General features: G+C 68.9%; 20 protein-coding genes. 13 read left to right on the forward strand and 7 right to left on the reverse strand.

What is annotated here, in order from left to right; genetic code table 11:
• The 10 genes from LOKHON_RS11870 (at window position 1) to LOKHON_RS11915 (ending at window position 10,392) form a co-directional block, all read left to right on the forward strand.
• A complete protein-coding gene (locus LOKHON_RS11870) occupies window positions 1–411 on the forward strand; it encodes an ASCH domain-containing protein (RefSeq protein WP_017929663.1) in 411 nt (136 codons plus the stop codon).
• Window positions 411–2,399: an acetyl/propionyl/methylcrotonyl-CoA carboxylase subunit alpha gene (locus LOKHON_RS11875; RefSeq protein WP_017929664.1), complete on the forward strand. Its 1,989-nt coding sequence runs from the start codon at window positions 411–413 to the stop codon at window positions 2,397–2,399. Before LOKHON_RS11870 ends, LOKHON_RS11875 begins: the two co-directional genes overlap by 1 nt.
• Window positions 2,392–3,243 carry a hydroxymethylglutaryl-CoA lyase gene (locus LOKHON_RS11880; protein ID WP_017929665.1) on the forward strand — a complete coding sequence of 284 codons (852 nt, stop codon included), beginning with the start codon at window positions 2,392–2,394 and terminating at the stop codon, window positions 3,241–3,243. The genes LOKHON_RS11875 and LOKHON_RS11880 overlap by 8 nt, the downstream gene beginning before the upstream one ends.
• Window positions 3,240–4,016 (forward strand): crotonase/enoyl-CoA hydratase family protein, encoded by a 777-nt coding sequence (locus tag LOKHON_RS11885; RefSeq protein ID WP_017929666.1) that lies wholly within the window; start codon window positions 3,240–3,242, stop codon window positions 4,014–4,016. The genes LOKHON_RS11880 and LOKHON_RS11885 overlap by 4 nt, the downstream gene beginning before the upstream one ends.
• A gap of 62 nt (window positions 4,017–4,078) precedes the next feature.
• Window positions 4,079–4,549: an Lrp/AsnC family transcriptional regulator gene (locus tag LOKHON_RS11890; protein WP_026147616.1), complete on the forward strand. Its 471-nt coding sequence runs from the start codon at window positions 4,079–4,081 to the stop codon at window positions 4,547–4,549.
• 142 nt (window positions 4,550–4,691) lie between these two features.
• Complete coding sequence (locus LOKHON_RS11895; protein ID WP_017929668.1) at window positions 4,692–6,482, forward strand: glycoside hydrolase family 15 protein; 1,791 nt, start codon at window positions 4,692–4,694, stop codon at window positions 6,480–6,482.
• 54 nt (window positions 6,483–6,536) lie between these two features.
• Window positions 6,537–7,358: a TlpA family protein disulfide reductase gene (locus LOKHON_RS11900; protein WP_017929669.1), complete on the forward strand. Its 822-nt coding sequence runs from the start codon at window positions 6,537–6,539 to the stop codon at window positions 7,356–7,358.
• A 141-nt stretch (window positions 7,359–7,499) separates the two neighbouring features.
• Complete coding sequence (locus tag LOKHON_RS11905; protein WP_017929670.1) at window positions 7,500–8,720, forward strand: NAD-dependent epimerase/dehydratase family protein; 1,221 nt, start codon at window positions 7,500–7,502, stop codon at window positions 8,718–8,720.
• Window positions 8,717–9,550: a glycosyltransferase gene (locus tag LOKHON_RS11910; RefSeq protein ID WP_017929671.1), complete on the forward strand. Its 834-nt coding sequence runs from the start codon at window positions 8,717–8,719 to the stop codon at window positions 9,548–9,550. Before LOKHON_RS11905 ends, LOKHON_RS11910 begins: the two co-directional genes overlap by 4 nt.
• Window positions 9,547–10,392, forward strand: a complete 846-nt coding sequence (locus LOKHON_RS11915; RefSeq protein WP_017929672.1) for an NAD-dependent epimerase/dehydratase family protein — start codon at window positions 9,547–9,549, stop codon at window positions 10,390–10,392. Before LOKHON_RS11910 ends, LOKHON_RS11915 begins: the two co-directional genes overlap by 4 nt.
• Here LOKHON_RS11915 and LOKHON_RS11920 read toward each other — a convergent pair.
• From LOKHON_RS11920 to LOKHON_RS11930, 3 genes are all read right to left on the reverse strand, one after another.
• Window positions 10,389–11,462, reverse strand: coding sequence for a 5-(carboxyamino)imidazole ribonucleotide synthase (locus LOKHON_RS11920; protein WP_017929673.1), 1,074 nt, complete (start codon window positions 11,460–11,462; stop codon window positions 10,389–10,391). The two genes, LOKHON_RS11915 and LOKHON_RS11920, sit on opposite strands and share 4 nt — an antisense overlap.
• Window positions 11,455–11,940 carry a 5-(carboxyamino)imidazole ribonucleotide mutase gene (gene purE / locus LOKHON_RS11925; RefSeq protein WP_017929674.1) on the reverse strand — a complete coding sequence of 162 codons (486 nt, stop codon included), beginning with the start codon at window positions 11,938–11,940 and terminating at the stop codon, window positions 11,455–11,457. The genes LOKHON_RS11920 and purE overlap by 8 nt, the downstream gene beginning before the upstream one ends.
• 84 nt (window positions 11,941–12,024) lie before the next feature.
• A complete protein-coding gene (locus tag LOKHON_RS11930; RefSeq protein ID WP_017929675.1) occupies window positions 12,025–12,243 on the reverse strand; it encodes a YdcH family protein in 219 nt (72 codons plus the stop codon).
• A 157-nt stretch (window positions 12,244–12,400) separates the two neighbouring features.
• Here LOKHON_RS11930 and LOKHON_RS11935 point away from each other — a divergent pair, with 157 nt between their 5' ends.
• Window positions 12,401–12,820 carry an Hsp20 family protein gene (locus LOKHON_RS11935; RefSeq protein WP_017929676.1) on the forward strand — a complete coding sequence of 140 codons (420 nt, stop codon included), beginning with the start codon at window positions 12,401–12,403 and terminating at the stop codon, window positions 12,818–12,820.
• Entirely contained in the window at window positions 12,817–13,053 is a 237-nt protein-coding gene (locus LOKHON_RS11940) for a DUF1150 family protein (RefSeq protein ID WP_017929677.1), read from the forward strand. Before LOKHON_RS11935 ends, LOKHON_RS11940 begins: the two co-directional genes overlap by 4 nt.
• A gap of 74 nt (window positions 13,054–13,127) precedes the next feature.
• Here the strand turns inward: LOKHON_RS11940 and LOKHON_RS11945 are convergent, their stop codons facing one another.
• The 3 genes from LOKHON_RS11945 to trxB all read right to left on the reverse strand — a co-directional run bounded on the left by LOKHON_RS11945 (window position 13,128) and on the right by trxB (window position 16,514).
• Window positions 13,128–14,831, reverse strand: coding sequence for a bifunctional sulfate adenylyltransferase/adenylylsulfate kinase (locus tag LOKHON_RS11945; protein ID WP_017929678.1), 1,704 nt, complete (start codon window positions 14,829–14,831; stop codon window positions 13,128–13,130).
• A gap of 166 nt (window positions 14,832–14,997) precedes the next feature.
• Complete coding sequence (locus LOKHON_RS11950) at window positions 14,998–15,495, reverse strand: RES family NAD+ phosphorylase (protein ID WP_017929679.1); 498 nt, start codon at window positions 15,493–15,495, stop codon at window positions 14,998–15,000.
• Complete coding sequence (gene trxB, locus LOKHON_RS11955; RefSeq protein WP_017929680.1) at window positions 15,492–16,514, reverse strand: thioredoxin-disulfide reductase; 1,023 nt, start codon at window positions 16,512–16,514, stop codon at window positions 15,492–15,494. Before trxB ends, LOKHON_RS11950 begins: the two co-directional genes overlap by 4 nt.
• A 196-nt stretch (window positions 16,515–16,710) precedes the next feature.
• On the opposite strand from trxB, the gene LOKHON_RS11960 reads away from it, so the two are divergent.
• The gene (locus tag LOKHON_RS11960; protein WP_017929681.1) at window positions 16,711–17,211 is read left to right on the forward strand and encodes an Lrp/AsnC family transcriptional regulator; all 501 of its coding nucleotides are present in this window, start codon (window positions 16,711–16,713) and stop codon (window positions 17,209–17,211) included.
• Between the two features lie 18 nt (window positions 17,212–17,229).
• Here the strand turns inward: LOKHON_RS11960 and LOKHON_RS11965 are convergent, their stop codons facing one another.
• Window positions 17,230–17,913: a Hint domain-containing protein gene (locus LOKHON_RS11965; protein ID WP_051059669.1), complete on the reverse strand. Its 684-nt coding sequence runs from the start codon at window positions 17,911–17,913 to the stop codon at window positions 17,230–17,232.
• Between the last annotated feature and the right edge of the window lie 27 nt (window positions 17,914–17,940).

Here is a 17,940-nt window from a genome sequence, read left to right on the forward strand (position 1 = left end):
ATGGTGAGTTTGGATGATCTCAAGGCCCGGTACCCGGATCTCGAAAGCTTCCGCTTCGGCGATGGCCCGCAGATGTGCGCCGAGCTGCTCGCGCTGGTCCGTTCCGGTGCCAAGACCGCAACCTGCGGCGCGCTGCGTGATTTCGAGGCGGGCGAGCCGATGCCGAAGGTCGGCCGCCGCGACGTGGCGCTGAACTGGGATGGTTCCCCGGCGCTGATGATCGAGACGATCGAGGTGACACAGCGCCGCTTTTGCGACGTGGACGCCGATTTCGCGCTGGCCGAGGGCGAGAACGAAACGCTGGAGGGCTGGCAGGCGGACCACCGCCGCTACTTCGAGCGCAACGGGGGCTGGTCCCCTGAGATGATGCTGGTCTGCGAGAGATTCCGGCTGGTGGAGGATTTCGCCTGATGTTCGACAAGATCCTGATCGCGAACCGCGGCGAGATCGCCGCGCGGGTCATCACCACCGCGCGAGCCATGGGGCTCAGGACCGTTGCTGTGCATTCCGACGCCGATGCCGACGCGGTGCATGTGCGGCTCGCCGACGAGGCGGTGCGCATCGGCCCGGCGCCGGTGGGCGAGAGCTACCTGAGAACCGAGGCGATCCTCGAGGCCGCGCGCGTCACCGGGGCGGGCGCGATCCACCCGGGCTACGGCTTTCTCTCCGAGAACCCCGAATTCGTCGAGGCGGTCGAGGCGGCGGGGCTGGTCTTCATGGGCCCGCCCGCCAGCGCCATCCGCGCCATGGGCCTCAAGGACGCCGCCAAGAAGCGGATGGAGGAGGCCGGGGTGCCGGTCGTGCCGGGCTATCACGGCGAGGGGCAGGACGCGGCGATGCTGGCCGAGGAGGCCGGGCGCATCGGCTACCCGGTGCTGATCAAGGCCCGCGCCGGTGGCGGCGGCAAGGGGATGCGGCTCGTGGAGCGGGCCGAGGACTTCGCCGACGCGCTCGAAGGTGCGCAGGCCGAGGGTCGGGCGAGCTTCGGCGACGCCGCCGTTCTCGTCGAGAAATTCATCACCTCGCCGCGCCACGTGGAGATCCAGGTCTTCGCCGACGCGCATGGCAACGTCGTGCACCTGTTCGAGCGCGACTGCTCGCTGCAGCGCCGCCACCAGAAGGTGATTGAGGAGGCCCCCGCACCGGGCATGCCCGAACATGTCCGCGCCGCCATGGGCGCCGCCGCCGTCGAGGCGGCGCGCGCCATCGGCTATGTCGGCGCGGGCACGATCGAGTTCATCGCCGACGGCTCAAAAGGGCTGCGCGAGGACGGGTTCTGGTTCATGGAAATGAACACAAGGTTGCAGGTCGAGCATCCCGTGACCGAGGCGATCACCGGGCTCGATCTCGTCGAATGGCAGATCCGGGTGGCACGCGGTGAAACCCTGCCGCTGTCGCAGGACGAGCTGACGATCAACGGCCACGCGGTCGAGGCGCGGCTCTATGCCGAGGATGCCGATCGCGGCTTTCTGCCTGCCACCGGCCGGCTGGAGCGGCTGCGCTTTCCCGAGGCGGCGCGGTTCGCGCGCGGCGCGCTGCGCGTCGATGCCGGTGTCGTCGAGGGCGACGCGATCACCCCGCATTACGACCCGATGATCGCCAAGGTCATCGCCCATGGCGCCACCCGCGAAGAGGCGCTGTCGCGGCTGCACGCGGCGCTGGAGGCCACGCAGGTCGGCGGGACGGTGACCAATCTCGCATTTCTCGCGGCGCTTCTGCGACACGAGGGATTCGTCGCGGGCGATCTCGACACCGGGCTGATCGGTCGCGATCTCGACGCGCTGACCGCGAAGCCGCCGATGCCAGATCACGTGCCGGTGCTGGCCGCGCTCGCCGCCGCCGGGCTCGATCATCCGCCCGCCGGGGACGGTCCCTGGGATGCGCTCAGGGGGTTTCGCAACTGGGGCGCCTCCGAGGTGCATGTCGTGCTGGAGCACGAGGGCGAGGCGCTTGATGTCGCGCTGCGCCGTGACGGGCCGGGGCATTGGCACCGCGCCGGCACCGGGATCGGCGTTTCACGTGACACCGGCGGGCTTGTCGTCACCGTGGCGGGTCGGCGCTTTCGGGCCGAGGCCGCGCGGCATGGCAACCGGGTCACCGTCTGGGATGCGGGGCGGGCCTTCGGCTTTGCCATCCCCGATCCGCTCGCCGCCGCCGATGCGGCGGGCGCGGGCGGCGATGCCATCGCCGCGCCGATGCCGGGGCTGGTCAAACGGATGCGCGCCGAGGCCGGGCAGAAGGTCGAGAAGGGCCAGCCGCTCGCCATCTTGGAGGCGATGAAGATGGAGCACACGCTCACCGCGCCGCGCGACGGTGTGGTGGCCGAGGTGCTGGCGCAGGAGGGGGCGCAGATTTCCGACGGCGATCTGCTGCTGACATTGGAGCCCGAAGATGAGTGAGCGCGCCGAGATCGTCGAGGTCGGCCCCCGCGACGGGCTGCAGAACGAAAAACGGATCATCCCCGCCGAAACCAAGATCGCGCTGGTCGACAGGCTGAGCGCCTGCGGTTTCGGGCGGATCGAGGTGACGAGCTTCGTGAACCCCAAGCGAGTGCCGCAGATGGCCGACGCGGTCGAAGTGTTGGCGGGGATCGCGCGTGACCCGTCGATCCGCTACGCGGCGCTGACCCCGAACCTGCGCGGCTTCGAAGCGGCGCGCGAGGCGAAAGCCGAGGAGGTCGCGATCTTCGCTTCCGCCTCGGAGGGCTTCAGCCAGGCCAATATCGGCTGCTCCATCGCCGAGAGCATGGAGCGTTTCGCGCCGGTCATGGAGGCCGCACGAGCCGCCGGGCTGCCGGTGCGCGGCTATGTCTCCTGCGTCACCCATTGCCCCTATGACGGCAAGGTCGCGCCCGAAGCGGTGGCCGATGTCGCGGCGCGGCTGCTCGACATGGGCTGCTACGAGATCAGCTTGGGCGAAACACTGGGCCGGGCGCTGCCCGAGGACACGGGCGCGATGCTCGATGCCGTGCTCGCGCGTGTGCCTGCCGAACGGCTCGCCGGGCATTTTCATGACACCTCGGGCCGCGCGCTCGACAACGTCGCCGTCTGCCTCGACCGTGGGCTGCGGGTGTTCGACGCCAGCATCGGCGGGCTTGGCGGCTGCCCCTTCGCGCCCGGCGCGGCGGGCAATGTCGCGACCGAGGCGCTGGCGCTGATGCTGGAGGAGCGGGGCTTCGAGACGGGACTGGATGCCAAGCGGCTGGCCGAGACGGCGGCCTTCGCAAAGGAGTTGCGGGCATGAGCTACGAGACGCTGGACCTCGAGGCCGACGATCGCGGCGTGCTCACCGTGACGCTGAACGCGCCCGAGCGGCGCAACGCGCTCTCGGCGAAGATGATGGACGAGCTGACGGCGCTGTCGCGGGCCGAGGGGGCAAAGGCGCGTGCCGTGGTGCTGCGCGGTGCGGGCGAGGTGTTCTGCGCGGGCGGAGATCTTACCTGGATGCAGGCGCAGATCCGCGCCGACCGCGACGGGCGCCGGGCCGAGGCGCGGCGCCTTGCGGGGATGCTCGACGCGCTCAACACCATGCCCAGCCCGCTGATTGGCCGGGTGCATGGCGGTGCCTATGGCGGTGGCGTCGGCCTCGCCTGCATCTGCGACGTGGTGGTGGCCGAGGAGGCCACCCGCTTCGGCTTCACCGAGACCAGGCTCGGGATCATCCCGGCGACGATTTCGCCCTACGTGCTGGCGCGGATGGGCGAGGGACGGGCGCGGCAGGTCTTCATGTCGGCGCGGATCTTCGGCGCGGAGGAGGCGGTGCGGCTCGGCATCGCAACGCGCGCGGTGCCGGAGGCGGATATCGACGCCGCTGTCGAGGCCGAGGTCGCGCCCTATCTGAAGATCGCGCGCGGGGCTGCGGCGCGGGCCAAGGCGCTGGCCCGCAGCCTTGGTCCGCGCATCGACGAGGCGGTGATCGAGGCGACGATCGACCGTCTGGTCGAGGCGTGGGAAAGCCCGGAGGCCGAGGAGGGGATCGCGGCGTTCTTGGAAAAACGCCCGGCGCGCTGGGCATGAACGGCGCGCCCATTGACGCCACCCCCGCCGGACGAGAGGATCGCCGCCGGGGATGGGGCATGATGGGCGACACGATCACATTGGACGACACCGACCGGCGGCTTTTGCGGCTGTTGCAAGCCGAGCCGGAGCTGACGCTGCGCGAGGTCGGCGAGCGGCTCGGCCTGTCGCATACGCCGTGCTGGCGCAGGCTGGCGCGGATGCGCGAGGCGGGCGTGATCGAGGAAAAGCGCCATATCATCGACCCGGTGGCGGCCGGGTTCGACATCACCGTGTTCTGCGCAGTGCGGATGAACGGCCATTCGCGCGGGCATCTCGAGGAATTCGAGGCCGCCGTGGCGGGCATCGCCGAAGTGGTGCAGTGCTACTCGGTCTCAGGCGATCACGATTACCTGCTGCGGGTGCTGGCCCGGTCGATCCGGCACTATGAAAGCACGGTGAAGAACGCGCTGGTGCAACTGCCGCACGTGCTGTCGATCTCCACGAGCGTGACGCTGCGCGAGATCAAGAACACCACCGACGTGCCGCTCTAGGGGCAGCTCTCGCCTCTGTTTGCCTCGACCGGCCCCTTCGAGGCGTTCGGCGATCGCATTTTTCTCTTTGCCGCGGCCATGCGCCGCGCCCGCGGAACCCCGCGATCCGCGCCCCGGTTGGATCGACAAAAGGAGATCCTGCATGACCGAACCCCGCCACCAGACCACCCGCGCGGCGGGGATGCCGTCCAACGACGTGCCGATCCGCGATCTCGGCGTGGTGGGCGACCGCCGCACCGCCGCCGTGATCGACCGGATGGGGCGGGTGCTGTGGTATTGCCCCTGCCGCTTCGACGGGCCGAGCCTGCTGGCGGGGCTGCTCGACCCGCAGGGCGGCGAATGGCGGATCGAGATGGAGGGGGCGGCGCCGGGACCGCGCCGGTATCTCGATGGCAGCGGCATGCTGGAGACGGTCCTGACCGCGCCCGCGGGCGATCTCGTCGTGCTGGACTGGATGACCTCCGGCCCGCAGGCGCCGAGCGGCGTGCTCGTGCGTGAATTCGGCCCCGCGCCTGCCGGTGTGCGGATCGTGCTCGATGCGCGGCCCGGCTATGGCCACCGGGCCGCTAAACTGGCGGTGACGGAAAATGGCGTCTCGGTCGAAGCACTGGGCCTGCACGGCTCGCACCCCTTGCGGATCGAGGGCGAGACGGTGGTGATGGAGCTGCCCGCCGGGGCGCGCGGCTGGATGCTGCTTTCGGACACGCCGCTTGCGCGGATCGATCACGAAACGCTCGACAACTGGCGCGGCCACACGCTGGGCCATTGGCGCGCGCTCGACGAGGCGGTGAATTACGGTGGCGTCTTTGCCGACGAAGTTCGGCAATCGCTGCGTGCGATCCGCCTGTGCACCCACGAGCAAAGCGGCGCGACCGTCGCCGCCGTCACCACCTCGCTGCCCGAAATCGTGGGGGGCGGGCGCAATTACGACTACCGCTACGTCTGGCTGCGCGACGCGGGCATGATCGTCTCGGCGCTTTTGCGGCTGTGCCGCGAAGACAGCGAGGGCGAGGAATACCTGCAATTCATCTGCCGCGGCACCGGCACGTCGGAACGCTATCCGATGGCGGTCTTCACCGATCTCGACTGCGAAACCGCCCCGACCGAAACCGAGCTGCCGCTCGAAGGCTGGCGTGGATCGCGCCCCGTGCGCATCGGCAACGGCGCCGCCGACCAGCTGCAGCTCGACGCCTATGCCAACGTGGTGCTGGCCGCCAAGCTGCTCTACCGCGAAGGCAGCTCGGAGGAGCGCGCGCATTGGGACGTGGTGTCCGACATTTGCGACTTTCTCTCGGAGTGCTGGCGCGAGCCCGATCACGGGATCTGGGAGGAAACGCCCCCCAAACCCTATGTGTCGGGCAAGGTCGTGGCGGCCTGCGCGCTGGAATCGGCGGCCGAGTTCGGCAGCGCTTCGGAGGCCGACCTCTGGCGCGAAGCGGCGGCAGAGATCCGCGACTGGGTGGCGCAAAACGGGCTGACCTCGGAGGGGGCCTATGCCGTCTACCCCGGGTCCGAGGAGGTCGACGTGACCGCCGCGTTGTTTCCGGTCTGGGATTACTGCGCCGCCGACACGCCGGAAATGATCGCCACCATGGCGGCGCTGGAGCGCGACTGGAGCCCGGATGGAAAGCTGTTCCACCGCCGGCTCGAATGCGACGACGGCACGCGCGAGGGCGTCTTCATCGCCGCCGGGTTCTGGGTCGCGCAATACTGGGTGATGCGCGGCGAGCTGGAGCGCGCGCAGCAGGTCATCGCGGCGAATATCGCGCAGGCCAACGATCTCGGTCTTCTGTCCGAAGAGGCGCACCCGCGCTCGGGCGAGATGTTGGGCAACATTCCGCAGGCCTTTGCCCATGCCGGGCTGATCGGGGCGGTGATCGATCTCAACCGCGCGCTCGATGCGCGCGCGGCGCAAGAGAAATCGAACGGCTGAGGCTTTCGCGTGTTGAGCCTGCGACAGTAGCCACACCAGTTGCGGAGACGCCCCATGACATCGACCAGCGACTACGTTTACGATCACGTCGAGGCCAGCACCCTGCACAAGGACATGGCCTTCCGGCCCGGCACGCCGGGGCCGGGCGACCGGCTGCCGGTCTTCGACCTGCCCGCCGCCACCGGCGGCCGCATCCGCAGCAATGCCATCACCGGGCACAAGCCGATGCTGCTTGTCTGCGGGTCCTACACCTGCCCGATGACGGCGGCCTCGAACCCGGCGCTCAAGCGGCTGCACCGCCGCTATGGCGGGCAGGTGGTCTTCGTCATGCTGCATGTGCGCGAGGCGCATCCCGGCGAGCGCTTCGACCAGCCGCACGACATGGATACCAAGATCCGCAACGCCCGCATCCTGAAGGAGCGCGACAGCCTGCCATGGGCGGTGGCGGTGGATGACACCCAAGGCACGCTGCACCAGCAGCTCGACGAGAAACCCAACGCCGTCTGGCTCACCGATCGGGAGGGCACGGTGGTCTACCGCGCCCTGTGGGCCGGCGATGACGAAAGCCTCGGCGACGCGCTCGAGGCGGTGTCGCGCGGACGGCTGCCGAAAAAGCGCGAGAGCACGGCCCGGCTAAAGCCGATGGCCGCCGGAATCGGGGTGATGCGCGAGGTCACGCAGCGCTCCGGCAAACGGGCCGAGGCCGACCTGTGGAAGGCGGCGCCGCCGGTCGCCGCATTGGCGCGGATCGCCGATTTCTACCGCCCGCTGCCGCCGCATTGGCGCACCGCCGCCGCCGCCGCGACCATCGGGCTTGGCGTGACGGCGCTGGTGGGGGCGCTGACATCGGCGCGCCGCTCCACCCGCCGCAGGTAAGGCGGGGCACCGCGTCCATGCGGTCCCATCCCCGCCCGGCGATCCGTCGCTGGGCGGGGTGGCGCTTTGCCATGCGCCATGCATTATGCGCCTCGACCGGCCCGCCGGGCAGAAGCGGGCCACCTTAACGGGAGGCACCACATGAAGATCGCGATCCTCGGCGGCGACGGTTTCGTCGGCTGGCCGACCTGCCTGCACCTGTCCGAGCAGGGCCACGAGATCCACATTCTCGACAATCTCAGCCGCCGCTGGATCGACACCGAGCTGGGCGTGCAGTCGCTCACCCCGATGGATTCCATTCAGGAGCGCTGCCGGATCTGGCACGAGGTGACGGGACGGCGGCTCAATTTCCACCTGATCGATCTCGCCAAGGAATACGAGCGGCTGAAATCCTGGCTGGCCGAGGAAAAGCCCGACGCCGTCATCCATTTCGCCGAGCAGCGCGCGGCGCCCTATTCGATGAAATCCGACCGCCACAAGGTCTACACGGTCAACAACAACACGGGCGCCACGCACAACCTGCTGGCCGCCCTAGTCGAGACCGGCATCGACGCGCATCTCGTGCATCTGGGCACCATGGGCGTCTATGGCTATTCCAGCGTCGGTGCGGCGATCCCCGAAGGCTATCTCGATGTCGATGTCGAGACGCTTTCGGGCGACAAGGCCAGCCAGGAGATCCTGTATCCGACCAAGCCGGGCTCGGTCTATCACATGACCAAGAGCCTCGATCAGATCCTGTTCCAGTTCTATGCCCAGAATGACGGGCTTCGGATCACCGACCTGCATCAGGGCATCGTCTGGGGCACCCATACCGACCAGACGCGGCGCCATGAACAGCTCATCAACCGTTTCGATTACGACGGCGATTACGGCACCGTGCTCAACCGCTTTCTCATTCAGGCGGCGATCGGCCATCCGCTCACGGTGCATGGCACGGGCGGTCAGACGCGGGCCTTCATCCATATCCAGGATTCGGTGCGCTGCATCGAGCTGGCGCTGCAGGACGCGCCGAAATCGGGCGAGCGGGTGCGGATCTTCAACCAGATGACCGAAACGCACCGCGTGCGCGATCTCGCCGAGATGGTGGCGAAGAAGACCGGGGCGAAGCTGTCCTTCCTGCCCAACCCGCGCAAGGAGGCCGAGGAGAACGACCTCGTCGTGAAGAACGACAAGTTCCTCGCGCTCGGCCTCGACCCGATCACGCTGCAGGAGGGGCTTCTGGACGAGGTGGTCGAGGTGGCGAAGAAATACGCGCACCGGATCGACCGCAGCCGCGTACCGGCTGTCTCCGCCTGGACCCGCGATCTCGGGGCCCGCGTCGAGCGCGACCCCGAGGGGCGGGCGCTGCGCACCGTCTCGTGAGCGAGGGGCTCGGACCCGAAGGCCCGGCGCAGAGCCGCCGGGCCTTCGTCACGCTGGTCACCAACGCCGATTTCGCGCTGGGGGCCAAGGCGCTGCTGCGCTCGCTGCGGCTGAGCGGGACGCAGGCCGATCTCGTGGTGCTGCATACCGGCGGCGTGACGGAGGCCAATCTCGCGCCGCTGCGCGCGCGTGGGGCGCGGCTGGTGGCGACGGATCTTCTGCCGACCTCCGCCGCCTTCGACGCCGCCCATGCGCGCGAGGCGCTGCACGGGGCCGCGCCCTTCACCAAGGGCGAGAAGCCCGCCTTTCACACGCCCTTGGACAATTTCGCCAAGCTCAGGCTCTGGCAGCTCGACTATGAACGCGTCGTGTTCCTCGACGCCGACACGCTGGTGCTGCGCAACATCGATGCGCTGTTCGACTATCCCGAGTTCTGCGCCGCGCCGAATGTCTATGAAAGCCTCGCGGATTTTCACCGCATGAATTCCGGCGTGTTCACCGCGCGGCCATCGCGCGCCACCTATGACGCGATGCTGTCGCGGCTCGACGCGCCCGGCGCGTTCTGGCGGCGCACCGACCAGACCTTCCTGCAGGAATTCTTTCCCGACTGGCACGGGCTGCCGGTGACCTTCAACACGTTGCAATATGTCTGGTTCAACCTGCCGGAGCTGTGGCGCTGGGATCAGATCAAGGTGCTGCATTTCCAGTATGAGAAGCCGTGGCAGGACCATGCCAAGGCCGACCGGCTGCGGCCCCTGATCGATCTGTGGCGCGCCCATGCGGGCGAGGGGCCGGTGCCCGATCTCGCAAGCCTGCCGAACCCGTCGTGAGGATTGCGCTGACCGGGGCCTCGGGACTGGTCGGGCGGTTCCTGCTGCGCGGTCTCACGGCGCGCGGTCACGAGGTGGTGACGCTCGGGCGGCGACCGGTCGAAGGCGCGGAGCACCGGCCATGGGCGCTCGGTGAAGCGGCGCCGCTGTCGGGCTGCGACGCGCTGGTTCACGCGGGGTTTTCCCACGTCGCCGGGCGCTACCGCGGCGGCGAGGGGGATGATCCCGAGGGTTTTGTCGCGGCGAACCGCGATGGATCATTGCGCCTGTTCGAGGCGGCGCGCGAGGCGGGGATATCCCGCGCGATCTTCCTGTCGAGCCGCGCAGTTCATGATGGCTACCCGCCCGGCACCAAACTGGCCGAGGATCTCCTCCCGCGCCCCGACACGCTTTATGGCGCGGTGAAATGGGCGGCGGAGCAGGGGCTCGCGGCGCTGGCCGGGCCGGGGTTCGCCACCGCGAGCCTGCGCGCGACCGGGATCTACGGGCCGGGGCCGGTGCATAAATGGCGTGGGCTGTTCGACGCCTTCGTGGCGGGCGAGGCGATCGCGCCGCGCGTGGCGACCGAGCTGCATGGCGACGACCTGACGGCGGCGGTGGCGCTGCTGCTCAAGGCGCCGGAGGCGGCGCTCGCACCACGCAGCTTCAATGCCTCGGACATCCTGCTCGACCGGCGCGACCTGCTGGATCGGGTGGCGCGGATCACTGGGCGGGGCGGGGCGCTGCCCGAGCGCGCCGATGCCGCCCATGTCAGCGTCCTGCGTTGTGATCGGTTGCACGGCCTCGGCTGGCGGCCGCGCGGCATCGAAGGGCTCGACGCCGCGCTGCGCGAGATGCTCTAGCGGGCCGGGCCGGTCAGCCGGTTGACATGGCCCATCTTGCGGCCGGGCCGGGCCTCGGCCTTGCCATAGAGATGGATCGCGGCCTGCGTGGCGGCGATCTGCGGGATGCGGTCGACATCGTCGCCGATCAGGTTCTCCATCACCACGTCCGAATGCCGCGCCCCGTCGCCCAGCGGCCAGCCCGCGACGGCGCGGATGTGCTGCTCGAACTGGTCGATCAGGCAGCCATCCTGCGTCCAGTGACCGGAATTATGGACCCGCGGCGCGATTTCGTTGACCACGAGGCCTTGGTGCGTGACGAACAGCTCCACGCCCAGCACGCCGACATAGTCGAGCTCGGTCAGGATCTTCGCCGCCAGCAGCACCGCGTCGGTGCGCTGCGACGCCGAAAGCCGCGCCGGCACGGTGGTCTCGCGCAGGATGCCGTCCTCGTGCCGGTTCTCGCCGGGATCGAAGCAGGCGACCGCGCCGTCGAGCCCCCGCGCGCCGATCACGCTGACCTCGTGGTTGAACGCGACGAAGCCTTCGAGGATCGACGCCGCGCCGTTCATCGCCGCCAGCGCGGAGGCGGCATCGCCCGCCGCCATGATCCGCGCCTGTCCCTTGCCGTCATAGCCGAAGCGGCGGGTCTTGAGGATCGCGGGCGCGCCGATCCGGGCCAGTGCCGCGTCGAGGCTTTCGGCATCGTCGACGGTGGCGTAGGGCGCGGTAGCAAGGCCGAGATCGCGCAGAAAATCCTTTTCGTCGAGCCGGTCCTGCGACACCGCGAGCGCGCGGCGGTTCGGGCGGATCGGCACGATCGATTCGATCAGGTCGAGCGAGGCGGCGGGCACGTTCTCGAATTCGTAGGTGACGACGTCGACGGTTTCGGCGAAGGCGCGCAAAGCCGCCTCGTCATCCCATGCGGCGGTGGTCGCGCGCGCCGCGACCTCGGCGGCCGGGCCGCCCTCGGCGGGGTCGTAGACGTGGCAGTGCAGCCCGAGGCGCGAGGCCGCGACGGCCAGCATGCGGCCCAGCTGGCCGCCGCCGAGGATGCCGATGGTCTGGCCGGGGCGGAGCGCGTCAGTCATCGGTCGGCTCCTCGGGGATGGAGGCGGAGAGCGCGGCGCGCCAGTCGTCGAGCCGCTGCGCGAGACCTTCGTCCTGCAGCGCGAGAATGCCCGCGGCCATCAGCCCGGCATTGGCCGCGCCCGCGGGTCCGATCGCCATGGTGGCGACGGGAAAGCCGCGCGGCATCTGCAGGATGGAATAGAGCGAATCGACACCCGAGAGCGCCTTGGTCTGCACCGGCACGCCGATCACCGGCACCCGCGTCTTCGACGCCATCATGCCCGGCAGATGCGCGGCGCCGCCCGCGCCCGCGATGATGACCTGAAGCCCGCGCGCCACGGTTGATTTGCCGTATTCCCAAAGCCGATCCGGCGTGCGGTGCGCCGAGACGATCCGGGTTTCATAGGCAACGCCCAGCTCGTCGAGCATCATTGCCGCCTCGCGCATCGTGGCCCAGTCCGACTGGCTGCCCATGATGATGCCGATCTTCGCGCCCATCCGCTGTCCCCTTCGCTGCCGATGGGGCGGGGTTACACCGGGACGCGACGTGGCGGCAAGCGGATCGCGGGGCCGGGCCCGGCCTCAGGCGATGATGTCGGGAAAAATGCGGTCCTCGATCCGGGCGATCCGGTCCTTGAGCTGCAGCTTCTGCTTCTTGAGCCGCCGCAGCCGCAGCATGTCGGTGCCGCCGCGCTCCTCGAGCGCCGCGATCGCCTCGTCGAGGTCGCGATGCTCGTGCTTGAGCACCTCCAGCTCCACCCGGAGCACCTCGATTTCTTCCATCTTCGCCGACTTGTTCATGCAGGTGTCCCACGTCTTTCGGGCATCATAGAGGGTGTGACCGGACCCGCCTAGCCCCGCACCTTGCAAGGCGGAATTCCGCTTCCCATATTGAACGCAGGCGGCTGCCGATGTCGGGGCCGCTGATGGACGGTCGCTTGGCTTGAGGACGTGTCGCATGACGAAGCTCACATTGGGGACGCACCCCTTCCTTCTGGGGTTCGAACAGCTCGAACGGCTGGTCGAACGTACCGCGAAGGCGTCGGGAGACGGATATCCGCCCTACAACATCGAGCAGACCTCGGAGCGGTCCTACCGGATCACGCTCGCCGTGGCTGGCTTTGCCGAGGCCGACCTGTCGATCACCGTGGAGAACAACCAGCTCGTGGTGCGCGGACGCCAGTCCGACAGCGGCGACGAGCGGGTGTTCCTGCACCGCGGCATCGCCGCGCGCCAGTTCCAGCGCAGCTTCGTGCTCGCCGATGGCGTCGAGGTGGGCGAGGCGGTGATCGAGAACGGCCTGCTGCATATCGACCTGTCCCGTCAGCCCGCCGACAGCGTCGTGCAGACGATCCGCATCAAGAGGAGTGGAAAATGAACACCCAGTTCCGCCATCACAAGCTCTCCGCCGATGACGAGAGCAAGCTCGTCTACGTCAAGCCGGTGCCCGTGGCCGACCTTCCCGAAGAGGTGCGCGAACAGGCCGAGGGGCTCGACGTGCTGTTCGCCGTTCATGACAGCGACGGCCAGCAGCTCGCGCTCGTGGCCGATCGCGGGCTGGCCTTCACGCTGGCGCGCCAGCACGACATGCAGCCCGTGACACTGCACTGAACGCGCCGCGGATCATCTGAACGAAAAAGGCGCGCCCCGCGGGGCGCGCCTTTCTTTTTGCGGACAGGTCGCGATCAGCCCGCGATCAGGCCCATCTGTTCGAGCTTCAGGATCACCTGATGCGCGCAGTTGTCGACATCGGTGCCCTCGGTCTCGACCCGAAGCTCGGGCGTCTGGGGCACGTCATAGGGGTCACTGATGCCGGTGAACTCCTTGATCTTGCCTTCGCGGGCGAGCTTGTAGAGCCCCTTGCGGTCGCGGCGCTCGCATTCCTCGATCGAGGTGGCGACATGCACCTCGACGAAGGCGCCGAAATTCTCGACATCCTCGCGCACGGCGCGACGGGTCGCGGCATAGGGCGCGATCGGCGCGCAGATCGCGATGCCGCCGTTCTTGGTGATCTCGCTCGCCACATAGCCGATGCGACGGATGTTGAGGTCGCGGTGCTCCTTGGAGAAGCCCAGCTCGGAAGACAGGTTCTTGCGCACGATGTCGCCGTCGAGCAGCGTCACCGGGCGACCGCCCATCTCCATCAGCTTGACCATCAGCGCGTTGGCGATGGTCGATTTGCCCGAGCCCGAGAAACCGGTGAAGAACACGGTGAAGCCCTGCTTGGCGCGCGGCGGCTTGGTGCGACGCAGCTCCTTGACCACCTCGGGGAAGGAGAACCACTCGGGGATCTCCAGGCCCTCGGACAGGCGGCGGCGCAGTTCGGTGCCCGAGATGTTCAGGACCGTGGAGCCCTCGGGCACCTCGTCGATCGGGTAGTACTGCGCCTTTTCCTGCACATAGACCATGTGCTTGAAGTCGACCATCTCGATGCCGACTTCTTCCTGGTGCTGGCGCACCAGCTCCTGCGCGTCATAGGGGCCGTAGAAATCCTCGCCTTCGGAGTTCTTGCCCGGGCCGGCATGGTCGCGACCGACGATGAAGTGGGTCAGGCCGTGATTCTTGCGGATGATCGCGTGCCACAGCGCCTCGCGCGGGCCGCCCATGCGCATGGCCAGGTTCAGCAGCGACAGGTGGGTGGTCGAGGAGGGGTACTTGTCGAGCACCGCCTCGTAGCAGCGCACGCGGGTGAAGTGATCGACATCGCCCGGCTTGGTCATGCCGACCACCGGGTGGATCAGCAGGTTGGCCTGCGCTTCCTTGGCGGCGCGGAAGGTCAGTTCCTGATGCGCGCGGTGCAGCGGGTTGCGGGTCTGGAAGGCGACGATCTTGCGCCAACCCATCTTGCGGAAATAGGCGCGCAGCTCGTTGGGCGTGTCGCGCCGCGCCTTGAAGTCGTAATGCACCGGCTGCTGGATGCCCGTGACCGGGCCGCCGAGATAGACCTTGCCGGCGTGGTTGTGCAGGTAGTTCACCGCCGGGTGCGCGCTGTCATCGGCGCCGAACACCTTCTCGGCTTCGCGCGACTTGTTGGGGACCCACTTGTCGGTGACGGTCATGGTGGCGAGAATCACGCCTTCCTGGTCGCGCAGGGCGATGTCCTGGTCGAGCTCGACCTTCTCGGCGAACTCCTCCGAGACATCGAGCGTCACCGGCATCGGCCACAGCGCGCCGTCCTTGGTGCGCATGGTCTCGACGACGCTGTCGTAATCCTCTTGGGTCAGGAAGCCCTTGAGCGGGTTGAACCCGCCATTCATCAGGAGTTCGAGATCGCAGATCTGGCGCGGGGTCAGATCGTGGGAGACGAGAGAGCCGGCTTCGACCTTCAGCTTCTGGGCGGACTCGTACGAGACATAGAGTTCGGGGATCGGGGCGAGGTTCGAGGCCATCAAAACGGTTCTCCAGGGCCGGGGGGCAATTGCGCCGCTCCTAGACCGGGGGTCGGCTGCTGTTCAAGTGCGCGGTGCCGCGAAACGGACCGATTTCTGCCGATGGCGGGGATCGGGGAACAGGCGGATGCGGCGCGGCGCGGGCGGCGAACAGCGCGTCTCGGGATCAGGCGCGCGGCAGGCGCCATGCCCGCGGCGGGCCCGCGCAACGCAGCCCCGTCGCGGCGAACAGCACGAGATGCGCATGCTCGGGCGATTTGCGAGAGGGGTAGATGGCCCCGGTCGCGCCCAGATCGCGCAGCCGGTCGGAGGCGCGCCAGCTGCGTGCCGGGCGCCCCGCCGCCCGGTCCATGGCCCGGCGCGCCACGAGGTCGTCGGGATCGATGCCCAGGCCCGTACAGATGCGGGCGCGGCGCAGATCGGCCAGCGCCGTGGTCGCCAGGTCGAGCGGCCAGACAAGACGCGGCGGATCTTCCGGCGTCACGTAACTGGCCAGCGCCACGCCCGCGCCCTCGGGGCTGAGCGAGGCATAAAGCGCGGGCTGGCCATCATGGTGGAACCGCCCCTCGGGGGAGGTGACGGTGGACAGCGGGTCGATCCCTTCGACGCAGATGCGCCAGAACCGACCCGCGAAGGGGCGGAGAAACTCCGCCCGCCGCGTCACTTCGCGCCGACGGATTCGGGCGCGCCGTAGCCCAGGGGCAGGGTCTCGTCCTTGGTATGGCCGTCGACCTCGGCGGCACCGCCATGCTCGGCGAGGAACTTCTCGGCATCCAGCGCCGCCATGCAGCCCATCCCGGCGGAGGTCACCGCCTGGCGATAGACATGGTCGGTCAGGTCGCCCGCGGCAAAGACCCCCGGCACGGAAGCGCGGGTCGTGCCCGGCTCGACCTTCACATAGCCGCCGTGATGCGTCTCGAGCTGATCCTTGACCAGTTCGGAGGCGGGAGCGTGGCCGATGGCGATGAACACGCCCTTGGCCGGGATCTCGGTGATCTCGCCGGTTTCGACATGCCTGGCGCGGACCCCGGTGACGCCCTTGGGATTGTCCTCGCCCACGACCTCCTCGATCTGGTGGTGCCAGAGCGTTTCGATCTTGGGGTGATCGAACAGCCGCTTTTGCAGCACCATCTCGGCGCGCAGCTCGTCGCGGCGGTGGATCAGCGTGACCTTGGAGGCGAAGTTGGTCAGGAACAGCGCCTCCTCGACGGCGGTGTTGCCGCCGCCGACCACGACGATCTCCTGCCCGCGGTAGAAAAAGCCGTCGCAGGTCGCGCAGGCCGAAACGCCAAAGCCCTTGAACGCCTCTTCGGAAGGCAAGCCGAGCCATTTCGCGCGCGCGCCGGTGGCGAGGATCACCGCCTCGGCGACGTATTCGGTGCCGCTGTCGCCGCGGGCCACGAAGGGCCGCTTCGACAGGTCGAGATCGGTGATGATGTCGGTGATCACCTCGGCGCCCATCTCGCGGGCATGGCCCTCCATCCGCACCATCAGGTCGGGGCCCTGCACGGTGGCGTCGCCGGGCCAGTTCTCGACATCGGTGGTGGTGGTGAGCTGGCCGCCCGGTTCCAGCCCCTGCACGAGGATCGGGTTGAGCATGGCGCGGCTGGCATAGACCGCGGCGGTGTATCCGGCGGGGCCCGAGCCGATGATGAGAACCCTGGTGTCGCGGCGCGTGGTCATGGGACATCCCCTTGCAAGCCTGAAGTCGGCTGCATATAGCCGCTGTCCCTGCCGGTGCAAACCCCGGGCCGCGTTCGGCCCGACCGCCCGCGGCAGTCGGACCATGCGTTGGGTCACGATGTTGCGCGAATGCGCAATATTCTTGCGGTTCTTGCGCCCATCGCATAGGTCATGAGCAACATTCACGGAGACGACGATGCCCGGGGCAAAACTCGACGAGATCGACAGGATGATCCTGGCCGAGCTTCAGGCCGATGGCCGGATGACAAATGTGGAGCTGGCGCGCCGCGTCGGCATCTCGGCGCCGCCCTGCCTGCGCCGGGTGCGCACGCTCGAGGAGCAGGGCTATATCCGTGGCTACCACGCCGATGTCGACCCGCGCGAGCTGGGCTTCGACGTGTCGGTCTTTGCCATGGTGCGGCTGGTGAGCCAGTCCGAGGCCGAGCTGTCGGCCTTCGAGGCGCGCTGCGGGGGCTGGCCGCTCGTGCGCGAGTGCCACATGCTCAACGGCGAGGTGGATTTCGTCCTGAAATGCGTGGCACCCGACCTGCGCAGTTTCCAGGCCTTCCTGACCGGGGAGCTGACGGCGGCCCCCAACGTGGCGAGCGTCAAGACATCATTGGTGATCCGCAACGCCAAGGCCGAGCCGGGCGTGCCGTTCGACGTGCTGGAGGCCCGGCTGGCGCGCAAGGCCTGAACCGGGCGGCGCGGCGCTTCAGGCGGCGAGATCCAGTTCCGCCAGCCGCAGCCGGGGCAGGGTGGGAGGGCCGAAATCCTCGATCCGCTCCAGATGCGGAAAACATGACAGGAACAGCCCGCGCTGCTCGGGCGCGAGCCGGGCCAGCTGCGCCGGGCCGGGATGGTAGCTTTCGATCTCGACCCCATTGGCCAGGATGCGCTCGTGCCGCTCGAAGCCCAGGTGGAACACCTGCACCGCCGAAGGCGGGGTCAGTTCGACCACCCCGATGCCGTCGATCAGGTCGCGTGCCGGGATGGCGGCGGCGCGCCGCCCGGTGAGCCGCTCGATCGCCGCACCCTGCCGCACCAGATGCGCCATCGGCCCGAGCACGAGGTCGTGCATGGGCCGCGCGATGCCCAGCGCGTCGGCAGAGATCCGGGTCAGGCGGCCCATCTCCGGCGATTGGCCGGGCACGCCGGCCACCAGCGTCGTGGCCCCGCGCCACAGCAGCGTCCGAAACCCCCGGTCGACGGTCTTGACCCGGTCGCCTGGCAGCAGGTCTTCTACCGCGACGAGGCCGCGCTCGGTCGGGATCTGGGCGCCATGGGCCAGCGCCGCGACCGCCTGTTCGAAAATCGGGGCGGCAGGCACGCGCCGCGTCGTCTCGACGATGTCGCTGCCGTGATGCGGACACAGGGTGAGAATCTCGATGCGCCGCATCAGGGAAGCGGGCGGCGGCGCGGCGGG

It is taken from the genome of Limimaricola hongkongensis DSM 17492 (genome assembly GCF_000600975.2).
Lineage (GTDB): Bacteria > Pseudomonadota > Alphaproteobacteria > Rhodobacterales > Rhodobacteraceae > Limimaricola > Limimaricola hongkongensis.

Excerpts from the sequence above, each read along its gene's own strand:
- LOKHON_RS11870 (WP_017929663.1), top strand. The coding sequence starts at position 1 with ATGGTGAGTTTGGATGATCTCAAGGCCCGGTACCCGGATCTCGAAAGC.
- LOKHON_RS11875 (WP_017929664.1), top strand. The coding sequence starts at position 411 with ATGTTCGACAAGATCCTGATCGCGAACCGCGGCGAGATCGCCGCGCGG.
- LOKHON_RS11880 (WP_017929665.1), top strand. The coding sequence starts at position 2,392 with ATGAGTGAGCGCGCCGAGATCGTCGAGGTCGGCCCCCGCGACGGGCTG.
- LOKHON_RS11885 (WP_017929666.1), top strand. The coding sequence starts at position 3,240 with ATGAGCTACGAGACGCTGGACCTCGAGGCCGACGATCGCGGCGTGCTC.
- LOKHON_RS11890 (WP_026147616.1), top strand. The coding sequence starts at position 4,079 with ATGGGCGACACGATCACATTGGACGACACCGACCGGCGGCTTTTGCGG.
- LOKHON_RS11895 (WP_017929668.1), top strand. The coding sequence starts at position 4,692 with ATGACCGAACCCCGCCACCAGACCACCCGCGCGGCGGGGATGCCGTCC.
- LOKHON_RS11900 (WP_017929669.1), top strand. The coding sequence starts at position 6,537 with ATGACATCGACCAGCGACTACGTTTACGATCACGTCGAGGCCAGCACC.
- LOKHON_RS11905 (WP_017929670.1), top strand. The coding sequence starts at position 7,500 with ATGAAGATCGCGATCCTCGGCGGCGACGGTTTCGTCGGCTGGCCGACC.
- LOKHON_RS11920 (WP_017929673.1), bottom strand. The coding sequence starts at position 11,462 with ATGACTGACGCGCTCCGCCCCGGCCAGACCATCGGCATCCTCGGCGGC.
- purE (WP_017929674.1), bottom strand. The coding sequence starts at position 11,940 with ATGGGCGCGAAGATCGGCATCATCATGGGCAGCCAGTCGGACTGGGCC.
- LOKHON_RS11930 (WP_017929675.1), bottom strand. The coding sequence starts at position 12,243 with ATGAACAAGTCGGCGAAGATGGAAGAAATCGAGGTGCTCCGGGTGGAG.
- LOKHON_RS11935 (WP_017929676.1), top strand. The coding sequence starts at position 12,401 with ATGACGAAGCTCACATTGGGGACGCACCCCTTCCTTCTGGGGTTCGAA.
- LOKHON_RS11940 (WP_017929677.1), top strand. The coding sequence starts at position 12,817 with ATGAACACCCAGTTCCGCCATCACAAGCTCTCCGCCGATGACGAGAGC.
- LOKHON_RS11945 (WP_017929678.1), bottom strand. The coding sequence starts at position 14,831 with ATGGCCTCGAACCTCGCCCCGATCCCCGAACTCTATGTCTCGTACGAG.
- trxB (WP_017929680.1), bottom strand. The coding sequence starts at position 16,514 with ATGACCACGCGCCGCGACACCAGGGTTCTCATCATCGGCTCGGGCCCC.
- LOKHON_RS11960 (WP_017929681.1), top strand. The coding sequence starts at position 16,711 with ATGCCCGGGGCAAAACTCGACGAGATCGACAGGATGATCCTGGCCGAG.
- LOKHON_RS11965 (WP_051059669.1), bottom strand. The coding sequence starts at position 17,913 with ATGCGGCGCATCGAGATTCTCACCCTGTGTCCGCATCACGGCAGCGAC.